Origin of the sequence: Alcanivorax sp. S6407 (assembly GCF_023016115.1) — a bacterium.
Classification (GTDB): domain Bacteria; phylum Pseudomonadota; class Gammaproteobacteria; order Pseudomonadales; family Alcanivoracaceae; genus Alcanivorax.
Genome location: NZ_JALKBH010000002.1, coordinates 186190 through 206023 on the forward strand (window position 1 = coordinate 186190; position 19834 = coordinate 206023).

At 58.4% G+C, this 19834-nt stretch carries 12 protein-coding genes; 6 read left to right on the forward strand and 6 right to left on the reverse strand.

Annotated elements, in window-relative coordinates; translation table 11 throughout:
* Nucleotides 1-211: 211 nt before the first annotated feature.
* Complete coding sequence (locus MWU49_RS04100; protein WP_246968509.1) at nucleotides 212-1267, reverse strand: aldehyde reductase; 1056 nt, start codon at nucleotides 1265-1267, stop codon at nucleotides 212-214.
* Between the two features lie 646 nt (nucleotides 1268-1913).
* Here MWU49_RS04100 and MWU49_RS04105 point away from each other — a divergent pair.
* The gene (locus MWU49_RS04105; protein WP_246968512.1) at nucleotides 1914-2570 is read left to right on the forward strand and encodes a response regulator transcription factor; all 657 of its coding nucleotides are present in this window, start codon (nucleotides 1914-1916) and stop codon (nucleotides 2568-2570) included.
* A 10-nt stretch (nucleotides 2571-2580) separates the two neighbouring features.
* Here MWU49_RS04105 and MWU49_RS04110 read toward each other — a convergent pair whose 3' ends face one another.
* A complete protein-coding gene (locus tag MWU49_RS04110; protein WP_246968515.1) occupies nucleotides 2581-4389 on the reverse strand; it encodes a hybrid sensor histidine kinase/response regulator in 1809 nt (602 codons plus the stop codon).
* A gap of 161 nt (nucleotides 4390-4550) precedes the next feature.
* Between MWU49_RS04110 and MWU49_RS04115 the strand changes: the two genes are divergently transcribed.
* Nucleotides 4551-6245: a hypothetical protein gene (locus MWU49_RS04115; RefSeq protein ID WP_246968518.1), complete on the forward strand. Its 1695-nt coding sequence runs from the start codon at nucleotides 4551-4553 to the stop codon at nucleotides 6243-6245.
* Nucleotides 6246-6399: 154 nt separating this feature from the next.
* Complete coding sequence (locus tag MWU49_RS04120) at nucleotides 6400-7425, forward strand: GGDEF domain-containing protein (protein WP_246968520.1); 1026 nt, start codon at nucleotides 6400-6402, stop codon at nucleotides 7423-7425.
* A gap of 149 nt (nucleotides 7426-7574) precedes the next feature.
* On the opposite strand, the gene MWU49_RS04125 is transcribed toward MWU49_RS04120, so the two are convergent.
* Nucleotides 7575-8960 (reverse strand): hypothetical protein, encoded by a 1386-nt coding sequence (locus tag MWU49_RS04125; RefSeq protein ID WP_246968523.1) that lies wholly within the window; start codon nucleotides 8958-8960, stop codon nucleotides 7575-7577.
* Between the two features lie 274 nt (nucleotides 8961-9234).
* On the opposite strand from MWU49_RS04125, the gene MWU49_RS04130 reads away from it, so the two are divergent.
* Complete coding sequence (locus MWU49_RS04130) at nucleotides 9235-9834, forward strand: GNAT family N-acetyltransferase (protein ID WP_246968526.1); 600 nt, start codon at nucleotides 9235-9237, stop codon at nucleotides 9832-9834.
* Nucleotides 9835-9843: 9 nt separating this feature from the next.
* Here MWU49_RS04130 and MWU49_RS04135 read toward each other — a convergent pair whose 3' ends face one another.
* Nucleotides 9844-10449 carry an HAD family hydrolase gene (locus tag MWU49_RS04135; RefSeq protein ID WP_246968529.1) on the reverse strand — a complete coding sequence of 202 codons (606 nt, stop codon included), beginning with the start codon at nucleotides 10447-10449 and terminating at the stop codon, nucleotides 9844-9846.
* Between the two features lie 71 nt (nucleotides 10450-10520).
* Between MWU49_RS04135 and MWU49_RS04140 the strand changes: the two genes are divergently transcribed.
* A complete protein-coding gene (locus tag MWU49_RS04140; protein ID WP_246968532.1) occupies nucleotides 10521-11033 on the forward strand; it encodes an outer membrane beta-barrel protein in 513 nt (170 codons plus the stop codon).
* Nucleotides 11034-12072: 1039 nt separating this feature from the next.
* Here MWU49_RS04140 and MWU49_RS04145 read toward each other — a convergent pair.
* Both MWU49_RS04145 and MWU49_RS04150 read right to left on the reverse strand, forming a co-directional pair.
* The gene (locus MWU49_RS04145; RefSeq protein ID WP_246968534.1) at nucleotides 12073-12471 is read right to left on the reverse strand and encodes a hypothetical protein; all 399 of its coding nucleotides are present in this window, start codon (nucleotides 12469-12471) and stop codon (nucleotides 12073-12075) included.
* Nucleotides 12472-12596: 125 nt separating this feature from the next.
* Nucleotides 12597-18158, reverse strand: coding sequence for an MG2 domain-containing protein (locus MWU49_RS04150; RefSeq protein WP_246968537.1), 5562 nt, complete (start codon nucleotides 18156-18158; stop codon nucleotides 12597-12599).
* Nucleotides 18159-18287: 129 nt separating this feature from the next.
* Here MWU49_RS04150 and MWU49_RS04155 point away from each other — a divergent pair, with 129 nt between their 5' ends.
* Nucleotides 18288-19325, forward strand: coding sequence for a DUF3080 family protein (locus tag MWU49_RS04155; RefSeq protein WP_246968539.1), 1038 nt, complete (start codon nucleotides 18288-18290; stop codon nucleotides 19323-19325).
* The last annotated feature ends 509 nt before the right edge of the window (nucleotides 19326-19834 follow it).

Sequence of the window (19834 nt, forward strand, 5' to 3'; positions counted from 1 at the left end):
GTAGCCATCAGGCTTGCGCCTGCGCTGGATCGTCATGCAAGCATGGACTCCTACAGAGAACCAACCCTTCACCTGCAACACCCGTTTGGCTTTTGATCTTCCTCGCAGCTCACAGCTAAAAGCTCGAAGCTGCTTTTGCCTTTGCTTTTGCCTTTGCCTTTGCCTTTGCCTTTCCTTGTAGCTTGTAGCTTGTAGCTTGCAGCCGTTCCTGTCAGGCCGTTCTGCGCCGCACCAAGCCATCCTCCAGCACCTGCTCGAAGTGATCCTTGAGCGTCTCACCGACGGTGCGGTACTCGATGCCCAGTGCCTTGCTGCGGCTGTTATCAAAGCGCACCGGGTAACCGATGTTACGGCTGATGAACTTGCGGGTGACCGGGCCCATCATGGGGCCGAACAGCCAGACTACCGGCTTGGGCACTTTCATCTTCGGGAACGGGTACTGGCTGCCGAACTGCGCTCTCAGCAAAGCGGCAATATCCAGCATGGAGACCGATTCGCTGACCAGGATATAACGCCCGGATGCTTCCGGCTTGAAGGCCGCCAGCAGGTGGGCACGGGCCACATCGCGCACATCCACGGCACCGTAGACCAGATCCGGCACACCGGTCTTGAGCTTGCCTCGGCCCATGTCCAGCAGGGTGCCGATGCTGGCGGAGCTGCTGGCATTGGTCAGCGAGGGGCCGTACACCATACCGGGGTTGATGGTGACCATGTCCCAGGAAGACTGGGCATCATGAATCTTCCAGGCTTCCCGCTCGGCAGCCACCTTGGAAAACTGGTAGGGGTTATGGTCCACGCTGCTGGTGGTGTTCCAGTCAGCTTCGGTGAACGCGCTTTTACCCTTCATGTCAGTGCCATCGCCATACACGGACGCGACACTGCTGGTCAGCACCACTCGCTTGAGAGTCTCACAGCGATTGGCGGCATTGAGCACATTGCGGGTGCCTTCCACTGCCGGGCGCACCAGCGCTTCGTTGGCATCGGTAAAGCCGTCCAGCACAAAGGGCGAGGCAGTATGCATGAGGATGTCACAGCCCTGCATTGGGGCATCAAAGCTGTCCGCATCCAGCAGATCGGCCTTGAACAGCTTCAGGGTTCCCGGAGCCTGCTCGGCCAGCTTGTGCAGGTGGGCCACACTGGCGGTTTTGTTCGGGTCACGAACGGTGCCATGGACTGTGTGCCCTTCTTCCAGCAGATACTTGATAATCCAGCCAGCGATATAACCGGATGCACCGGTCACCATCACGGTACGAGCTTCCTGGGACATGCCTCTCTCCAGCAAAAATTCACGATGCCTGACGCTAGCACTGTCCACCACGGCCGCAAAGGTGTGGCTGCGCCAATAGTTCAGGGAGGCGCAGCACGCTTCACGCAGCAGGAAGCTTGCCTGCAAGCGAATTGCGCCCCCTTTCGTCTGCAAGCAGACTCCCACAAATAGGCGCCCCCTGGACGACACCACGGATTTGGCTTTTGATCTTCCTTGTAGCTTGTCGCTTGCAGCTTGAAGCTACTAATCGCGGTGGAACCACCGCTCCCACAGAACCAGGGGTGCCCTCCCCCAATGTGGGAGCGCTCTGTGCTCGTCAGGGTATGCCTGCACGCGATTGGCAGGGAAGGGTTAGTAGCGGGGCTACGAGCTTCGGTCAGGTATAGGTTCGAGTTTCGAGAAGCGAGTTTCGAAAGGCAAAACCTCAAACCGGTTACCTGATTTTTGTTTTCTGATTTTCGAAACTCGTGACTCGAAACTCGCTTCCGGGATCCTTACCTCGCTAAGGCTCGGATCGCTTGCAGGCAAGCTCCTACGGCTCAAACAGAGGTTCTGGAATCCATACCTGCCTTCTCCCTCGTTAGTATGAAACAGCCCTATTCAATTTATGATCTAATCATCTGCAGCAAGCGGGGACGAGGTGGGCATGCATATTCTTGTGGTAGATGATCATCAGCTTTTTCTGGACGGTATTCGCCATATCCTGGAAAGGCTGGAAGCGGACACCAAGGTTCGCGAGGCGAATAGCGTGGAAGCCGCGCTGGATGCCCTGGAGGATGCCGGCGAACTGGATCTCGCCCTGATCGATCTGTGCATGCCCGGTATGGACGGTCTTGCACTGCTGCAAAGCATGAACAGCCGGCGCATTCGGCTGCCGGTGGTGGTGGTCTCCGGGGAGGAGGATCTGGGCAAGATCAAGGCGGCACTGGATCTGGGCGCCCTGGGGTTTATCCCGAAAAGCTACAGCAGCCAGCAAATGCAGGAGGCGTTGGCCCAGGTACTGGAGGGTGACATCTACTTGCCGCCCCATGTGGAACAACAGATTGATCGCCTGAGCACTCGCCGGCCACCGGATGCGGCCACCCACAATATGGCCCTGAAGGAAAGTGGCATCACCCGGCGTCAGTACGACGTGCTCAAACTGATGGCACAAGGTTTTTCCAACAAGCAGATTGCCAACACCCTGTTTCTTACCGAGCACACGGTGAAATCCCATGTCAGCGCCCTGTTTGTGCTGCTGGCAGCCAACAACCGGACCATCTGTGTCCAGAACGCCATGCACAAGGGATTGCTGGAGCCCTGATCGCGCCTGATCAAACCCGCGGTAATGCGTTGTGCATGGTAGTGCGCAACTGCGCCGGTCTGACCGGTTTCTGCATCACTTCATAGCCGGTCGCCGCTACCCGGTCGAGCAAGCCCGGCTCGGTGTCACCGGTAATCAAAATGCCATTGAGGTGTTCGCCATAGCGTTCACGCAGGGCATCGATGACATCCACACCACTTTCCCCATCCCGCAATCTCAGATCCGACAGAATCAGTTCCGGGGGAGTATCAGTCGCGTCCAGGGCGCTGATGGCATCCGTCAGACTGTCCGCCACGGTGATGATGCAACCCCACTTCTCCAGCAACGTCTGCATGGCATCGAGAATCTCCACCTCATCATCGATCACCACCACATGACGGCCCTTCAAGTCCCAGTGATTGCTGGCTGGCCGACCCAGACTGGATTCCACCAGCGCACTGTTGCCCCGGGGCACACTGACCTCGAACAGCGAACCGCGACCGGGCACCGATCGCACCTGCAGGGGAAGTTGCATCAGGGCGCACAGCCTGCGCACCAGTGCCAGCCCAAGGCCGAGCCCCTGGCTGCGATCACGATGCGGATTATGTAGCTGATGGAACTCACGGAAGATGTCATCGATACTCTCATCGGCAATGCCGACACCGCTGTCCCAGACCTGCACCCTGACGCTTTCGTGGCGAATCCGGCAGCCCACCAGCACCCCACCCTGCTCGGTATAGCGCACCGCATTGCCAATCAGGTTACGGAGAATGCGTTCCAATAGCAGCCTGTCGCTGACCACGATCACCGGCGGCGCCCAGACTCGAAGCCTGAGCGATTTTTTCTCTGCTTCATCGCGAAATTCTTCGGCGATACCTTGCAGCGTTTCCTGAAGATTGAAGTGACTGTAATCCGGCTTGATGATGTTGGCGTCCAGCCGCGACACATCCAGAAGGGCATCAAATAACTTTCGCAGGGCTTCCAGGGACAGCTGCACCCGGGGAAACAGCTTGGCTCTTTCTTCATCACTGCGGGCATCCCGAAGCACGTCGATAAACAGGGACAAGGCATGCAGCGGCTGGCGTAAGTCGTGACTGGCCGCCGCCAGAAAGCGAGACATGGCCAAGGTCGCCTGCTCGGATTCACGCTGCTTGTCGGCAAGCTCCTCGGAAAGGGTATGGCTTTCCAGACGCATGCGAATCTGATCCCGCAATGAATCATTGAGGATCCGGGCGAAGCCGGTGCCTGCCAGGTAGACCCACACCATCACCACCGCCAGCACCCCATAGAGTGGCGTATCCAGACTGACGGCCTGGTAGATGAAACTGCCGCCCAGACTGATAAAGATGGGTGCGGCGTACACATGAAACAGTGGCAGACAGTAATGGGCGGGAATGATATTGCCGGTGCCCAGCGCCAGCGCGATGGTAACCAGAAAAATTTGCTGCACCGGCGCGTCTCGCTGATAGAGGCCGGCAATGACGATGCCCCAGCACAGGCCCATATAAAGCCAGCTATACACCAACCGACGTTCCCAGCCGAGAATCTCGCCGGTACCCACGTCCGCCGCCAGAAATCGCCGCGCCAGGGTTTCCTGATAGAGGATCCCCACCAGCATGACCATGGCACCGACGATCAGTAACCACAGCGGCGCCCGGTCTACATGGGCCGCTGCCGCCAGAAAGACCACCGCAAATTTGGGAAAAGTGGTGCCCTTGGCCAACGTCATTAACTGGCCTATGGATTCCAGTGATATCTGGCGCTCCACCTCGCTGATCCCCTCTGGATCAGGCACGGCGTTGTGCCCGGACAACAAGCGTCCGCGTATCAGCTTTTTCATGGCTCCCCCCTTCCCCGTTTCAGACCCATCTTATCGGGCTTGGCCGGCAATCACAGATCTCCTGCCTGAAGTTGGTACTTTTGCGGGATAAATCCCGGCACTCAAAACGGTATAACAGCCAAAACACCTTACCTGACTTGCGAATACCTTGGGGGGATTCCATGTTTCGTCGCTGCGCCATCCTGGCCAGTGCAACCTCGCTTGCACTGCTTGGCTGCAAATCGGATATACCAGAACTCAATATCACCAACTCTGCAGGCAGTACGTTGAGCATCAGCCGCAGCTTCATCAACACCGAAGGCCCAGTGGACGGCGTGGCCTATGCCTGCATCAATGCGCCCACAGCATGGGGCGGTCCCACCGGGGCGTCTGTCAAAGGCACCCTTTCTTCGGAGTCGTTTACCAGCACACCGGGGCAGAACGCCGGTCGAAGCACGTATATGGAAGACATCTTTCCAAGGGATGGATATAGCTGGTACTGCCACGACGAACCCGACCGCGATTATCAACCTGGAGACCAGGGTGAAATCACCTGGCAATTCGCCGGACAAAACGATTCCGCACTGGTCTTCACCATTGTCTCTGGCAGCGACGAAAACCCGGGGCTAACGCGCTTTGCCGCCCATCAGGTCAATACGGCAGGCAGCACGGCGCCCTTTTACTGGGAGCCTCTCAACCTCAGTGGCGCCGGCCCTGAATTTGGTGACATTACTGCAGGCCCAAATGCCTTCAACGATGGACTGGCTTTCTACAATGACGATGACGGACATTTCTATCTACGTACTGCTGACGGCACGCTCACCACGGCAGAGCCTGATCTCCTGAGCTCGGCCCCCGTCATCCGCAATGATCGCCTTGTCGGACTGGGCTTCACTGAAAACGGACTACAGGCCCAGGTCAGCACCGATGGCCAGGCATGGCAACTGTCCGAGGTGATCGATACCGGCGATGGCGGCCTCAACCTGCACGAGAACCCGGTCACCGGTGACTATGTCGCCAGCCTGGGCGGCAATCTCTACACCTCCGCCGATGCCCTGGCCTGGAGTGCCGGCACCGATACCGGGCTCACCTTCGTACAGCATTATGCGGTACTACCTGACGGCACCCAGATCGCCGCCAGTGATGGCCAGGTCAGCAGCGAAGTCGCCGAAGGTAACTGGAGTCCGGTGCTGGCCATGCCGGAAGGCAGCAGCGCCAATGTCTTTCAGTTGCAGACCGCTGGAAACGCCGTGTACTTGCTGCGCGAGGAGACCGTGGATGGCCCTGCCCCTACCACTCATCTCTACCGCTCCGAAGACGGCCAGGCGTGGACCGAGTTGCTCCCGGGGAGCCAACCTGGCTACAACCTTGCGCTCTTTGCCGAAGGAGAACGGATTCTCATGCTGGTCAAGGACGGCCCTTATGTGAGCAACGATGGCGGCGTTAACTGGGCTCCCCTGTCGGTGTTACCCGAAGCGTTTGAAGATCAGATTTTTGAGTGGTACCCGGTCCTGGCTGGTCAACAGGACGGCATCTATTTCCTGTCGCTTTCAGTCAGAATCGGGGACTCGTTCGGCTCGAGTGTGGCGCTATTCCTGGCCAGCGAGGACCTGGAGACCTTCCAGCTGCTGGCGGGAAAGCCACAAAGGGGGGGAGATTTTGGCCAGCATGCGAGCGTGTCCTCTGCCGGAATAGTCACCGTGGGGGTAGACAGCAACGGTACCCACATGCACAGGCTAAGGGCTGGCAGCGCAAGTGGGGACGGCAGTGCAGCCACGGCCTCTGTCAGCAGCGGAGGTGGAGGCAGCCTCGGGATCTGGCTATTCGCCCTGCTTCTGCTCGCCCGCCGCAACATCCAGCCATCTCGAAACGGATAACCCTCTTGAGAGGCTGCCACTCTGGCAGCCTCACCCTACCCGACCTTCCTGTATTCGCGACTTCCCCTGTCCCAATCCCACCGCCTCTGATAGCATAAAAATTGCGCAGTAATGGCGCAGGGATATCACATCGCATTCAGGAACCGTCATCACAATGTTCAGCCCCCCCGGTTACCAGCAGCACCTGGCCCGCCCCTATCGCAAAGCCCTTTTGAACGCCCTGCTTATCATTACCTTTTTCAGCGGCCTGCTGTTCGCCTGGATCAATTTCCGCCAGAACAATTCCGTGGTTGCCATTGCTGAATTGATCATGGCGACCTACTCCATGATCCTGCTGTTCGTAGTTCGTGATACCCAGCGGCTGGAATTCTGGGCCATGGCGTATCTGTTTCCCTTTTTCACCATCATGATGGTGGCGATGAACTCGCCGCAATCCACCGCCAATGTGTTCATCTGGATCTTTCTGATCCCCATGGTTGCGCACTTGCTGCTTGGACGGGTGAAAGGCCTGGGGCTGACGCTGCTCTATATAGGCATTGCCGCTGCCATCTTCTTTCATCGCTTTGGTGATGATCCGACCATGATGCGGCCTGCCGTGCTGGCCAATATTTCCGTACTGACCCTGTGTCTGGTGGCCTTTTCCCATGTCTATGAAATTACCCGGGAGCAATCCGAGCAGCGGCTCACGCACCAGGCCCACTCCGATCCGCTCACGCAGCTACCCAATCGGGCCCACCTGCAAAGCCGTTTCGATCTTGAACGGCTGCGCCATCAGCGCCAGTCCAGCCCGCTGACACTGGTACTGCTGGATCTGGATTTCTTCAAACGCATTAATGACACCCTGGGGCACGCCGCCGGCGACAAGGCGCTACAATATTTTGCCAACCTGATGCGTGCCACCGTGCGCCAGACCGATCTGGTGGCACGCATGGGCGGCGAGGAATTCTGTTTGCTGTTACCGGATACGGATGCAGAACAGGCCCTGCTGGTGGCCGAAAAGATCCGTCACAAGCTGGCCCGCGCTGCGGTCGATCTGGATGGTTCTCCCGTCACTCTGACGGTCAGTGGCGGCATTGCCCAGCTGGGCGCCGACGGTGACACCCTGGATGCCATGACGCGCAACGCGGATGAAAAGCTGTACCAGGCAAAAGCGACAGGCAGGAACCGGATTGTGCTGTAGAACGTAATCTGCCGACACATGGCCTTAGAGTCATCGGGCACTTCTTGCCAGCCTCCTCACCGCAAAGGTACCCAAGCCTTATTCACAGCACAGGGTTTAGATGCACAAAAAAGGCGCCAAAAAGGCGCCCTTTTTTATGGTGCAGACATTTATCTGAACATTCCTGACGAACCTGACCCTCGACGTCCCGGTCCCGGCTCTACCGTTTTTGTTTTTTCAGTAGCCATAAGAGGCACAGGCTCAGGACCAGGCTCTGGACCATCGCCGAACTCGAAATTGGCAACATAGGTGGAAGTTACGCCATTTCGATTTTCAAACACATGCTTCCATTTGGCATTCAAAACAGGCTCTTCGCCATTAAAATCAATGCTCATATCCACCACATAGCCGTTGGTAGACAACGCCATCAGGCGCATCACACCATCCTGCCCGCTCACCATATCGGCTACAACAATGCCGTAGGGTACAGCTTCATTCTCAGGATTGTTCGATGGCGGCGTGGCCCCCCAAGCGGAGTACAAGGTACCAACCATCAAGCCTTCTGGATCATAATCGATGATGAAATAATCTTCGTTGCCGGTGAGATCAATCGCGAATGGAACCAGCTGATCCAGATCTTCAACAAGTTCAAACTGCGCGAGTGGGTCGAAGGCCACCTTGCGGCTAGCCGTAAACGTCGGGAACGGTTCCATGCCAGAACCGGTAACTTTGCCGCCACCAGCCTGAGCATCCAGGAAGTAAGTTGCCCCTGTGTTTCCATCTACCTTGAAGTATTCGCCGGAACCGAATTCATCAAATTGACTTGACTCTTCATCGAAGGCTGAGGCCGCATACATACCCTCTACCGTGCGGTTGACACCATAGGCCGCGCCCTCACGGGTAACCAGGAATGCCAGCTTGGAACGCCCTCCGTCTCCGCGGTTAACTGAGCCTTCGTAGTAGCCGGCATTGGCCACATAGAGGCCAACTACCAGATGCTCCAATGCCTCACCTTCAGACACCAGAACAAAGGAGCCGTCCACTGCCTGGCTCAACGCCGTGAGAACCGGTCCAGCCGCTGTTGCAAAACTTGCAGGAACCTGGCTGAAATCAAGCATCAGGCCGGTATCGATATGAACTGCAGGATCGATCTGAATCCCGTTGTCCAGATTTCCGTCCATATCGAGACTAATCAGAAAACGGGCAATGTTGGCCATCTTGTTTTCATCAATGACATCGGCAATCGTTGCCAGTGTCAGCGGAGTGATAAAACCCGCCCCTGCCGCCATTTTGGTCTGGCCAAGAAGAATGTCGCCAATATAGAAACTAACCGTCTGCCCCACTTTACAGGTCAGCAGCCCCTGTTCGCCGGTCAGTTTGAAATTACCACTGTTGCACTGGTAGCGCAGTCCGGTTACTGCATTGTCGACAAAATAAGCATCTGCTGATGCCTTCTGAGGTGGAACGCTATCGGAACTGTCGCCGCCGCACCCAGACAGAGCAAGAGACCCGGCTACGAAAGCGCCGGAGAGAAATTTCCCCCACATAATATTCATCCCTTTCTTTGTTACGTAAATTAAAACCTGGCCTTTTCCTTAAAGGCATGACGTTTATACCATAGTTTTCGTACTCATTTCCTCATCAAAACTCGCCATATACACCATGTATTCATCCTGAATTTTACCGTTTTAGGTATACATCCATGACTACTAGTCGCAGAGGACAACTAAGCCCTATAGGATTGCAAGACAGCGCATACAAATTGCCGCAGACCAGCATATCCGCCAGCGTGTGAGTCGTTTACACATAAAGAACGGGATCAGTTCACTAATGACTACACAGTTCCATGCACAGACCGATACGCTTGCCAGAATGCTGAGTCGCGCATTTCACGACGACCCGCTTTTTGTCCATTTCTTCCCGAACCACGCCAGGCGTCCACAACAGTGCTTCCATTCTTTCCGCTTCTTGCTCCGGCATACGGCACTGAACGGCGACATTATCTGTAATGGAAACAGCACGGATGGCGCCGCCCTGTGGCTTCCTTCCGATGCCATTGAGCATTCGAAGATGGATTTACTGCGACTCGGCGTGATTCCCGCGCTGTTTGTTCAGGGGCCAATGGCGATTCAGCGCCAGCTCAATGCACTGGAAGACATGCATGCCATGCAGAACACCATCATCAATGAACCGCATTATTATCTGAGTACGTTCGGGGTGGAGCCGGACAAGCAGGGAAAAGGGCTGGGCTCAGCGATTCTGAAACCCACCCTGGAAAAGCTTGATCGTGAGGGCATACCCGCGTATCTGGATACCCACAATCCGGAAAACGTGTCGCTCTATCTGCGCTTCGGTTTTGAAATTGCTCACCATGGCTATCTTCCCGGTGGTGCGGTGATGCACTGGGGCATGCTGCGCCGGCCGCGCTAAGGCCTCTCCTCAGCGGTCCCCCGGCAGCAACTCATCAAAATGGTTAATGATGATGTCAGCCAACGGGCTGTGTTCGGCTGAGCCCTGCGGATCGTAGTAAACCGCAGCCATGCCGGCATTGTGCGCGGCTTCCAGGTCGAAACGGAAATCCCCCACATAGGCCAGTTGCTTAACAGGCAGCTGCCAGTGCCTGGCAATATGCAGCAATCCATCTGGCGCCGGTTTGGGTGGCGCATCTTCACGAGCCAGTAAACAATCCACCGTTGCCCCCAGCCGTGAGAGTGTCAGCTTTGCAATATCACTGGCGTTACGGGTCAGGATCGCCACCGGGATACCCGCTGCCCGCAAGCGCTGAAGACAAGCCTGTGCCCCCGGCATCCACTCTGCCCGTTCGGCCCCGGCCCGTTCGTGCCTAAGCACCACCGCGTGGGCGTCAGGCTGCTCCTGCACCGGCAGCGTGGCAATAAATTCCAGCACCCCGATACCTTCAGGGCAGTCCAGCTCCGAGCGGATAGCGGAAAAATCCAGCCGGGAATCCACCAGAGTGCCATCGAGGTCAAAGATCATCCCTTCGAGCCATTGCTGTTGAAGATACAAACCCGGTCTCACTGCCATTCTTTTCCTCTTACGCCGGAACGTCATATCGGGTATTACTGTACAGGATCATCACTCAGGGAGAGACAATAATGAAACAACGCTACTCGCTTCTGCTTGGCGCCGGCCTGCTGGCCCTCGCCCCCCTGGCCAGCGCGGAGTTCTACATCGGCGCCGGTCTCTATGATGTCTCAGTGGACGAAAACATCGAGAACGTGAATTTTGACGACAGCAGCACCACCGGTGCCCTGTTCCTTGGCTGGCGTCCTATCGAACTGATTGGTGCCGAGGTGGGCTATTATGACTTCGGCGAGCTGGAAGCCGACGACAACACCACCATTGAAGGCGGCGCACTGACAGTGGCCGGGCTGCTCAGTTTTGAACTGGGCCCGGTTGGCCTCTATGGCAAGGCTGGTCTTGCCAGCACCGATGTGGACATCAAGAACGGCTCGTTCAGTGATGACGACTCCTCCTCTGATCCATTCGGCGGCCTCGGCGCCACCGTGGATATTATGGACAAGCTGTATGTCTACGCGGAATACCTGCGTTTTGACAACGATGCCAAGCTGGATGCGGTGGGTGCCGGGATTCGCATTTCTTTCTAAAGCTCTGACAAGTAAGCAACAAAGGCGCCAGACGCCTGATGCAAAAAGGCCCGCCCGGGTTACCGGGCGGGCCTTTTTGCATCCGACAAGACTCGCACGAGCCTGCTGTGGGAGCTTGCGAGCCTGCTCGCGATCCGAGCCTCGACGAGGCAGGGATTCCAGAAGCGAGTTTCGAAAATCAAAAACAACCAGGCAAGATATTCAGGGTTATGACTTTCTGAACTCGCTTCTCGCAACTCGAAACTCCTTACCTCGCTTAGGCTCGGATCGCTTGCAGGCAAGCTCCTACGGCTCAAAAAGAGGCTCTGGAGTCCCTACCTCACCGAGGCTCGGATCGCGGTCGAACGACCGCTCCTACAGCTATCTCGAACGTTTGCGCGAGAAAAGAATGCCAATGCCATCAGCGCGGCATCGTCCCCGTTAGAGTGAATCGAGGAACGGAAGGATCTGGCGGCGCAGAGCAAAAAACCTGTCTGAGCGGAGCGAGTCTTTTTTGCGTCCGCCAGATCGTGAGTACCGGAGTGTGCCCGCGGAGCGAGTCGAACGGAGTCGGGGCAAGGGGGGCGTAAGCGGGGTTTGCAAAACATGTTTTGCCCGCTGGAGCGCCATTCCCATACCGGGGAATGGCCGGAATGCCAGAGGGGTGTCGCGTTACACCCCTTTGGGCCTTTATGCTCGTCAGGGTACGTCGCGGCGAGGACAAACACCTTTATCGGTCCGATGAAACTGCAGGCGAGCATTCGCCTTCCAGGCAAGTGCCACTTTCACCGCAGGTTCGCACCTCGAGCTCCTGCAGTTCGAACAGAGCCTCTGGAATCCTTACCTCGCTTAGGCTCGGATCGCGAGCAGGCTCGTTATTCGCTTCGCTCACCCTTCGGGCCTCACTTCGTGCGTTACTCCGCTTCGCTACGTTCCCACAGCGGCTTCGTAGAAATGCCGATAACCCGGGAACTTGTCGGCCTTTCTTAATCCAATCGGTGTAGCTTGTAGCTTGTAGCTTGTAGCTTGTAGCTCGTAGCTCGTAGCTCGTAGCTCGTGACTATTCTCCCCCCACCACCCGATCCAGCAGCACCCGGTTGGGCGTTTCGCTGTATTGATCTTCACCGAAGGCGGCGATCAGGCTAAGGCCGGGTTCCAGTCGCAGTTTCTGCTGAACGTGACGTCGCACTTGGCCGCTCTGGTATTCAAGGTCCACCGCAAAACCATCATTGCCCAGCTTGTCGATTGTCAGCTCGAAGTTGCTGCCGTTGGCCTGCCAATGGGTCTGCCCGGTGTCATGGAGGGTAATGTACCAGTCGACCCCGTCGCTGCTGCGTTGTTGTACTACTTTCACGCCACCTTCCGGTGGCTGGCCTTGTTGCCAGACGAAGGTGTAGTACCACATGCACAACACCACCGCGAGAGCGGTGCTGGACAGGATCAACCGCCATTTCATCATGGCTGCTTTTTCCTTGATTCAATTCGTGATTAAGGGTTGCGAGACTGGATGACAGGATTGCACGACGCCGGACGCCGGACGGGCTGGATTCTCGTCCGGCATCCGGCATCAGGCATTCAGCGTCCTTATCTTTTCACCTCGACCCATTGGCCTTTGCTACGCGCCTGATAGCGGCCATCGTACATGGCTTCCACGCTCCAGGCGGGCAGATAGTACCGGCCCGCAAAGGAGGCGTTAAGCTCTACCTGCAGGGTCAGGCTGTTTTTGGCACCGGGCTTGAGATCGAAATAATGCATGACCCGGTCATCACGCAGGTCCTGCCAGGTAACACCTTCACTGTTGTCTGCACTGCCATCCAATCGGCTGCTGGTGAGTTGCCAGCCGGAGGGCAGGATCTGGGTCAGCGCCACATCTTCCAGGGTGCGGCCAGTGAGATTCTGCACCGTGACCAGGGCGGTGAAATCCTGCCCCTGCTTGAGGCTGGCCGGGTTGATCGGCGCGCCGTCAGACAGGAAGCGCACGCTGAGCGACAGCCCTTCACTGAGGGCCTGCTCGTTGCCCGGCGCGGGTGTGCCGGTCTGGCTTAGCGTGACAAACAGTTTGCGCTCGCTGTCGTTGCGCACGGTGAGAGCCTGCTTACCGCTGGCCAGCGGCTGACGGGTCACCGGCGAGGTGGCGGCGATATCCTGCCAACCGCCCTCACCTTCTTTCACCGCATAGGCGTAGGACTTGTCATCACTCTGGCTGCCTGCATATCGGGCCATGGCCATCAGTGACCAGGCGGTGGTCTGGGTGCTGTACCAGTGATCCGCAGACAGCTGTTCGGCAATGTCTTTGGCCAGCGCCCAGGCTTGCTGGTCACGACCCTGGGCCTGGCTCACGGTCAGTCGAATTGCCTGATCACGAAGCGCTGAACCATAGGTGTAGCTGGCGCCATCCTGCTGCACATTGTCGCTGCTCAGGGTGGTGAGTTCGGCTGCCACATCGGACAGGCCCATCTGCTGATAGGCGGCGGCCAGCAACCAGCGACCACTGTGATAACTGCTGCTGCCGCGGTAATCCTTTTGCGCCATCTGCAGACGTTCACGCAAGCGGTTCATGGCGCCCACCTGGGGCTTGCCTGCCAGCGCCAGGGTGTACTGGCGGTAGGCTTCCGCATTCCATTGCCAGGGGCGCTCGCCCAGGGTCTGGCTGCGTCGAATCTGCCAGGCTTCCCAGTTATCCAGCACCGAGGCCGGCACCGCATAACCCAGCCGCCGCGCTTCCAGCAGGAAGTGACCCGCATAGGTGGTACCCCAGTCATTGGCATCGGCCAGTCCCGGCCAGTAGCTGAAACCACCGCTGGACAACTGGAAGCGCTGCAGTCGGGTGATGGCCGCATCGATATGGGTCTGGATATCCTGCTTCTGTTGCTCACTCAAATTCATCAGCTGGGACAGATACAACTGCGGCAATGCCGCCGAGGTGGTCTGCTCGATACAGCCATGGGGATAGCGCAGCAGATACTGCAAACGGCGCTCCAGCCCCATGGCCGGCAGGGTGCTCACCGCCAGCGACGCGCTGTTGGTACCTGGAAGGCCATGGGGGTTGGTTTCCAGTGCCCACAGTTCGCCTTTCTGCAGCATCTTGAAGGTATCTCGGGTGGTGGGCGGATTGGGGGCCCGCACCGGCAGATGCACCGTCTCGCTGGCGTTATGCTTGCCAGCCCTCGCGGTCACGGTGATGTCACCGATCCCGGTCTGCTGTTTGGCCGTGAGGCGCAGCATGGCAATCTGGTCCGAGGGACCGGTGAAGGTCAGGCTGGTGGTGTCCTGGTCCACGCTGAATAGCGCGTCGTCCACCTCCACTGACAAATCGACCTTGTTAATGCTGTCTTCCGTGACGAACACGGTGACCGGCAGAGACACGCTTTCACCCGGACCAAGCACCCGCGGCAAGCTGCTCAGCAGAGTCAGCGGCTGGGTCACGGTGATATCAGTATCCGCCTTGCCATAGGCGCCACTGTCGCCCGCCACCACCATGGCCCGAACCTGTCCCATATAAGGCGGCAGGGTAATTTCATGGCTGGCAGCAGCACCGGCCTCAAGGCTGAATGGACCGAGGAACGCCACCACCGGCGGGAACCGGCGGCGTTGCTTGTCACGGCCATCATCGCCGCTGTCAGAACCCCCCAGCGCCAATAGCTGATCCAGCTCGGCGCCGTAGGCGCCTGCTACCAGATCGAACAGATCCCAGGTGAGTACGCCCAGCGCTTCGCGCTGATAGAACGCATCGTGAGGATTCGGGGTCTGGAAATTGGTCAGGCCGAGCAGGCCTTCGTCCACCAGCGCCAAGGTGTAGGCCATGGCCTTGCCCTGTTTCTCACGTATCGCCACGGTAAACGTTTCCTCGGGCTTCACCTTCGCCGGGGCATCGATTTCCGGCTCCAGCCGGGTGGCCGGGTCCTCCACCAGCAGCGGCACCACGCCATAGAGACGGATGGGCCGGTCGTTATTACGTTGATGGGGTTGCAGCAGGGCCACGTGTACATAGACGTTGGGCGCCATATCGGCGCTGACGGGAATCTCCAGGGTCTGGGCTTCGCCGGTGGCCGGCTGCCAGTATTGCTGTAGCACTTCGGATCCGTTTTCCAGGCTCACCAGCAAGCGCCCTTCCACGATAGCGGGCAGCTCGATGCGCGCGATGTCACCCACCTGATAGCGGTCCTGGTCTGCGCCGAGGCTCAGACGGGTCGCCGCATCCTGACTGCCGGATGCCTGATCCCAGCTCCAGCCCAGATAAACGGTTTGCGAGGCACAGTGTTCGCTCTGCTGATCACAGACCCGAATCAGATGCCGCCCCCACTCATAATCTTCCCCGTTCAGGGTCCATTGACCGCGCCCCTGGGCATCGGTGGTGAGCTGCGCTTCGCGAATCACCTTGGTATGCGGATCACTGATGAAATGGGTGAGATCATCACCGGCCCTGTCCCACCACCAGCGCCAATCGATTTCATATACCGTCAGCATCAGTGGACGCCCGGCCTGGGGTTGGCCCTCACGGTCCACGCTGATCAGATCGATACCATGCTGCTCATTGCGCGCCAGGGCGCCGCCCCAGCCACTGCCTTGCGGAATGCGCATGCCGACCCAGTTGTTATAGGGGTACACCGGCACACTGCGAATCTGGGTGCTGTAGTCACCACTGTTTTCGAACACCCGGGTTGTAAGGGTGGCGCGCATCATCCCCGGGGGCTGCTCGGCCGGCACTGTCAGCGGGAACTCCGCCCTGCCCTCGCTGTTCACGCTGGCCTCGAAGGCGGTAAAAGGCTCGCTGCCGAGGGCACGGGTGGCATCATCAAAGCCATAGGCGTCCAGGCCGTCGAAGCGGGTAGTCACCGCCCGGCTGCGCACTTTCACATCGGCCTTGAGGGTGGAGGCAGTGGCGCCGTTGAGCCACTGGGTGAACAGCCCCACCGGCTCGGCCTGGTTGGCGGCGATCTTGTCGGGCAGGGTCAGCTCGATCTTCAGCCGGTTGGGCTTGATCGCTTCCACCCGCACCGGGGTATCAAAGTAACGCTGGCCCAGCCGGGCCACGGCCCGCCAGTTACCGGTGGGCGCATCCTCTTCCGTACTCAGCGTGAAGGCATAGAAGCCGTTGAGCGGGGCCTCCAGGGTATAGCTGTTAATCCTGTTACCGCGGGGGTCGAACCAGTCCAGGGTCAGCGGGTGATCCTCCGGGATCTGGTCGTTTTCGTCTTCCAGAATAAACGTCAGATAGATGTCGTCGCCGGGACGCCAGACATCCCGTTCGCCATAGAAGAATCCCTTCAGGCCGTCGCGCACTCGCACCCCACCGGTATTGAACTGGTTGGTGGGCAGCGCCCGGTTGCGAGCCAGTTTGAGAAAGCCGGTGTCACGATCCTTGCTGGCCTTGAGATAGAACGGGGTGCCGTCCAGTTTCAGCTGCACCATGCCTTCGGCATCGGTGAGGCCCATGCCGATCTGCTGTTGCTGGTAGTTATAGACTTTCACGGCCACCTCGGCCGCCGGCGTATTGTCGTTCAGCTGGGTAGCGACCACATGTAGGCGATCATTCTCGCCCTGCTTGGCAATCAGGCCGATGTTGGACGCCAGAAAGGCACGGGTGCTGGAGGCCAGATCGTTGTAGCGGTAATAGCTGTCCGAGCAGGGATTATCCTGCTCGTACCAGCTCAGATAACCGGCGTCGTCATAGTAGCGGCTGACCTGATCGTCCGGGGAGTCCTGCCCCGGGCCCTCATAGTTTTCCGGTAGCGTGGTCTTGCGGGTCAGGGCACCAGCGGGGCAATCGTAAAGAATGTCATCGCCATCCAGGGTCAGGGTCAGCATGACCAGACCGTTGGGTTGTTGCGCCATCAGCTCGGTAAGATCCAGATGGTAGCGTTGCCAGCCATCCCCCGTGGCGGGCAGGTCCAGAGTCTTCTGCCACAGATAACGGCCAGTGCGGTTGTCCTGGTAGCCCTTGTCCAGATCACTGCCCTGCAGGTAGATGCCCATGTTGTCATCAAACACCCGGAAGGCCTGAACCTTGACGGAACCGGCGGCGGCCGCCTCGAAAGGTACGCTCAGGGTATCGCCATCCGGCAGGATGGTGCCCTCGCCCACGAAGCGCACTCCGGGCCGGGACATCATCAGGGTGATGCTCTGTTCCAGTTTCTTGTTCAGCCGCACGCCTTTGGCGGAGCGCACGCCACCCTCAATCACCAGCCGTACCGTTTCCTCGCTGTTGTCGTCCGGATAGATGCGCAGCCGGCTGCCATCCACTTCGGTACGCGGTTTCAGATTACGATCCAGGGTCACCAGTCCCATGAGGTTCTGGGTACCCTGCAGCGGTTCGGAGAAATTCACTTCCAGGTGGGGCTCGGGGTAATTCACCGCGCGCACATTGGTGATCGCAAAGGTAGCGCGGGCCGGGACCGCATAATGGCGCTCACCCTGGTTTTCTACCCCCAGCGGGGCGCCGTTCCAGGCCAGCGTGAGCTTGCCTTCGCTATCTCCCCGGGCGATGCCCGTCACAGTGAAGCCGTGCTGCAGGCCGGCACCGTCATGCTGCCAGTTCAGGGTCGGTTCACCGGGCCCCATGGCCCGGAGCGCCTGCTCGACCTGTTCCGGCCCGGCCAGATCACGGGTCTGCAGATTGCCAGACAGCGTCATGGTGTTGCCGTCATCCGCTGGCAGCAGGGATTCAACGGTCAAACTGAGTTGCTGGCGCATGACCTGAAGCTCGAAAACGGCAGGCGGGATCTGGTCATCCACACCGGTCAGCCCCTGGGCAAACAGGCTGAGAGTCAACGCCTGCCCTGCGTTCAGTGGGCTATCAGCCCGTATTTCCAGACGATCGTCGGCAACGGCCACGGCCTGGTGAGGGATCTCCGGCTTCAGACTGACCACCCCTGACACCGGCTGGCCCACCTTGTGTTGCTCAAACACGGGGTGACTGAAGCGCACCGTGATCGGTGCCATGGCACTGATGGTGCCAGCGGGAGAGGATGCCAGATGCTGCTGCCAACGGTTGTCCAGCTGCGTTAACGTTGTCGTGACCGACTCTGTTGTTTGCTGGTCATGGGCTGCCTGCGAATCTGTATCCGGCTTGTCATCACAGGCCGCCAGCATCAGGCTGAGAGTGATCAGCAGGAGGCGAAAAACCGTAGCGAACGACATTGGCATCAGTGACTTTCCTTGTTCTATGAATCGGACAAACATAGCACATCGGTACTGCAATTCCGTGTACCCTGAAAGGCTTTCCCCAGCCAAGCGCCTCTGGCCAACCAGTGTCGCGCAACGTGAGGTATCGCCATGAAACCACGGGTCTGGTGGAGCCTGGTTTTTCTGATCTGCACAGTGGCAGCGCTGTTACTCTGGCAGTCACTGGGCGCGGATCCTCATGCGGCCCGCTGGCAGGATTATCTGAAACGGTTGTCTCGTATCACCGACCTGCCGGTACCAGATCCAGCTCCCTTGCCACTGCGTCTCTATCCTTCCGACCGTGATCTTGGCCATTCGTTACCAGAGCACCGCATTGATCTGCTCGACTATATCGAGCTGCGTCATTGCGACCTGATGGCTCTGGTCAGTCAACGCAACAGTGCGTTGGGCAAACTGCAGGCAGCGTCCCTTCGTCTGCAGTACGAACAACGCTTCATTGAACAGGCGCAGACCTGCCTGGCCAGCGGTGCACTGGATAACCCCGAGCTGGTCAGCGTGCTAAAGCAGGTTATCGAGAACAAGCAGGCCACCCTGCCCAGACTACGATGGAATGCACTGGCCGCCGGTCCGGAGCTGCGCCATTTTCTCAGCCTGTCGCCCTCGGCTACCGCCGGAGACAGCCAGGGTGCCCTTTCCGGTCTGGAGATGCTGGTCTCATCCTTGTTTGACGGACAGAACCGGAAAATGAAACAGCCTGTAGATCTGGAGTTGCACCTGGAGCAACTGATTCGAAGTCAGGCAGCGGGGCAGCTTTTACGCCGCCAGGCACAGGCAGTGGAAAGCCTGGAACGGGGAAACCGGATGCTGGCTGCGGTTGATCCTGCTGTGCTCTGCCCCCGCAACCGCGCCAGCACTCGCGCAAAGCGACTACGCAATGTGCTCGACAATATCTGGGGACCAAAGGTACAGAAGGCACTGGCGGAGGCTCAGCGGCAACGTAGCAAACTGGCGGACAGCCTGGCGGTGATGGCCGCTCAGCCAACCGCAACAGAGGCATTCAAGAGCTGGCACGCTCATTACTTCGGGCCTGACGGCCTGGAATCCCAGCTAAAACAGTCACTTAAAGAGCATGTTAAGCTGTGGCAATCGCGCTTGCGGCCCTGTGGACTGATGCCGGGCCAATCCTGAATGCACGTCGTGCAAATATTGACCTAAGGAGCCAGCCAAAAAGTCTGTAAGGCGAATGCGAATGCGAACACCTGTCCACATAATGACTTGGTCGATGAGGTCCCATCCATCGACTGCGGAGTTCGCTCCGTGTAGCTCTCCCGAGCCAAACTATTATCGGCGCCCACTGGGCGCCGTTTTTTTTGGGCCGCTCGTTGGCCGCTCTGTGGCTACTTCACGCAACACTCAACATGCACCACGCAAGAACCATCCGGTAGGGGCATGCTGTGGGCCGGAACCTGGCAGCCCCCTTATTTTGTAGGAGCGGTGGTTCCACCGCGATTGGTGCTGCGAGCTGCAAGCTACAAGGAAGATCAAAAGCCAGACCCGGGGTGTCGTCCAGGAGCTGTTTTGTTGTGGGAGTCTGCTTGCAGACGAAAGGGGTGGCTATTCGCTTGCAAGCATACCCTGACGAGCACAGAGAGCTCCCACAATGGGGCTCCCCCGGCTTTTGTGGGAGCGGTGGTTCC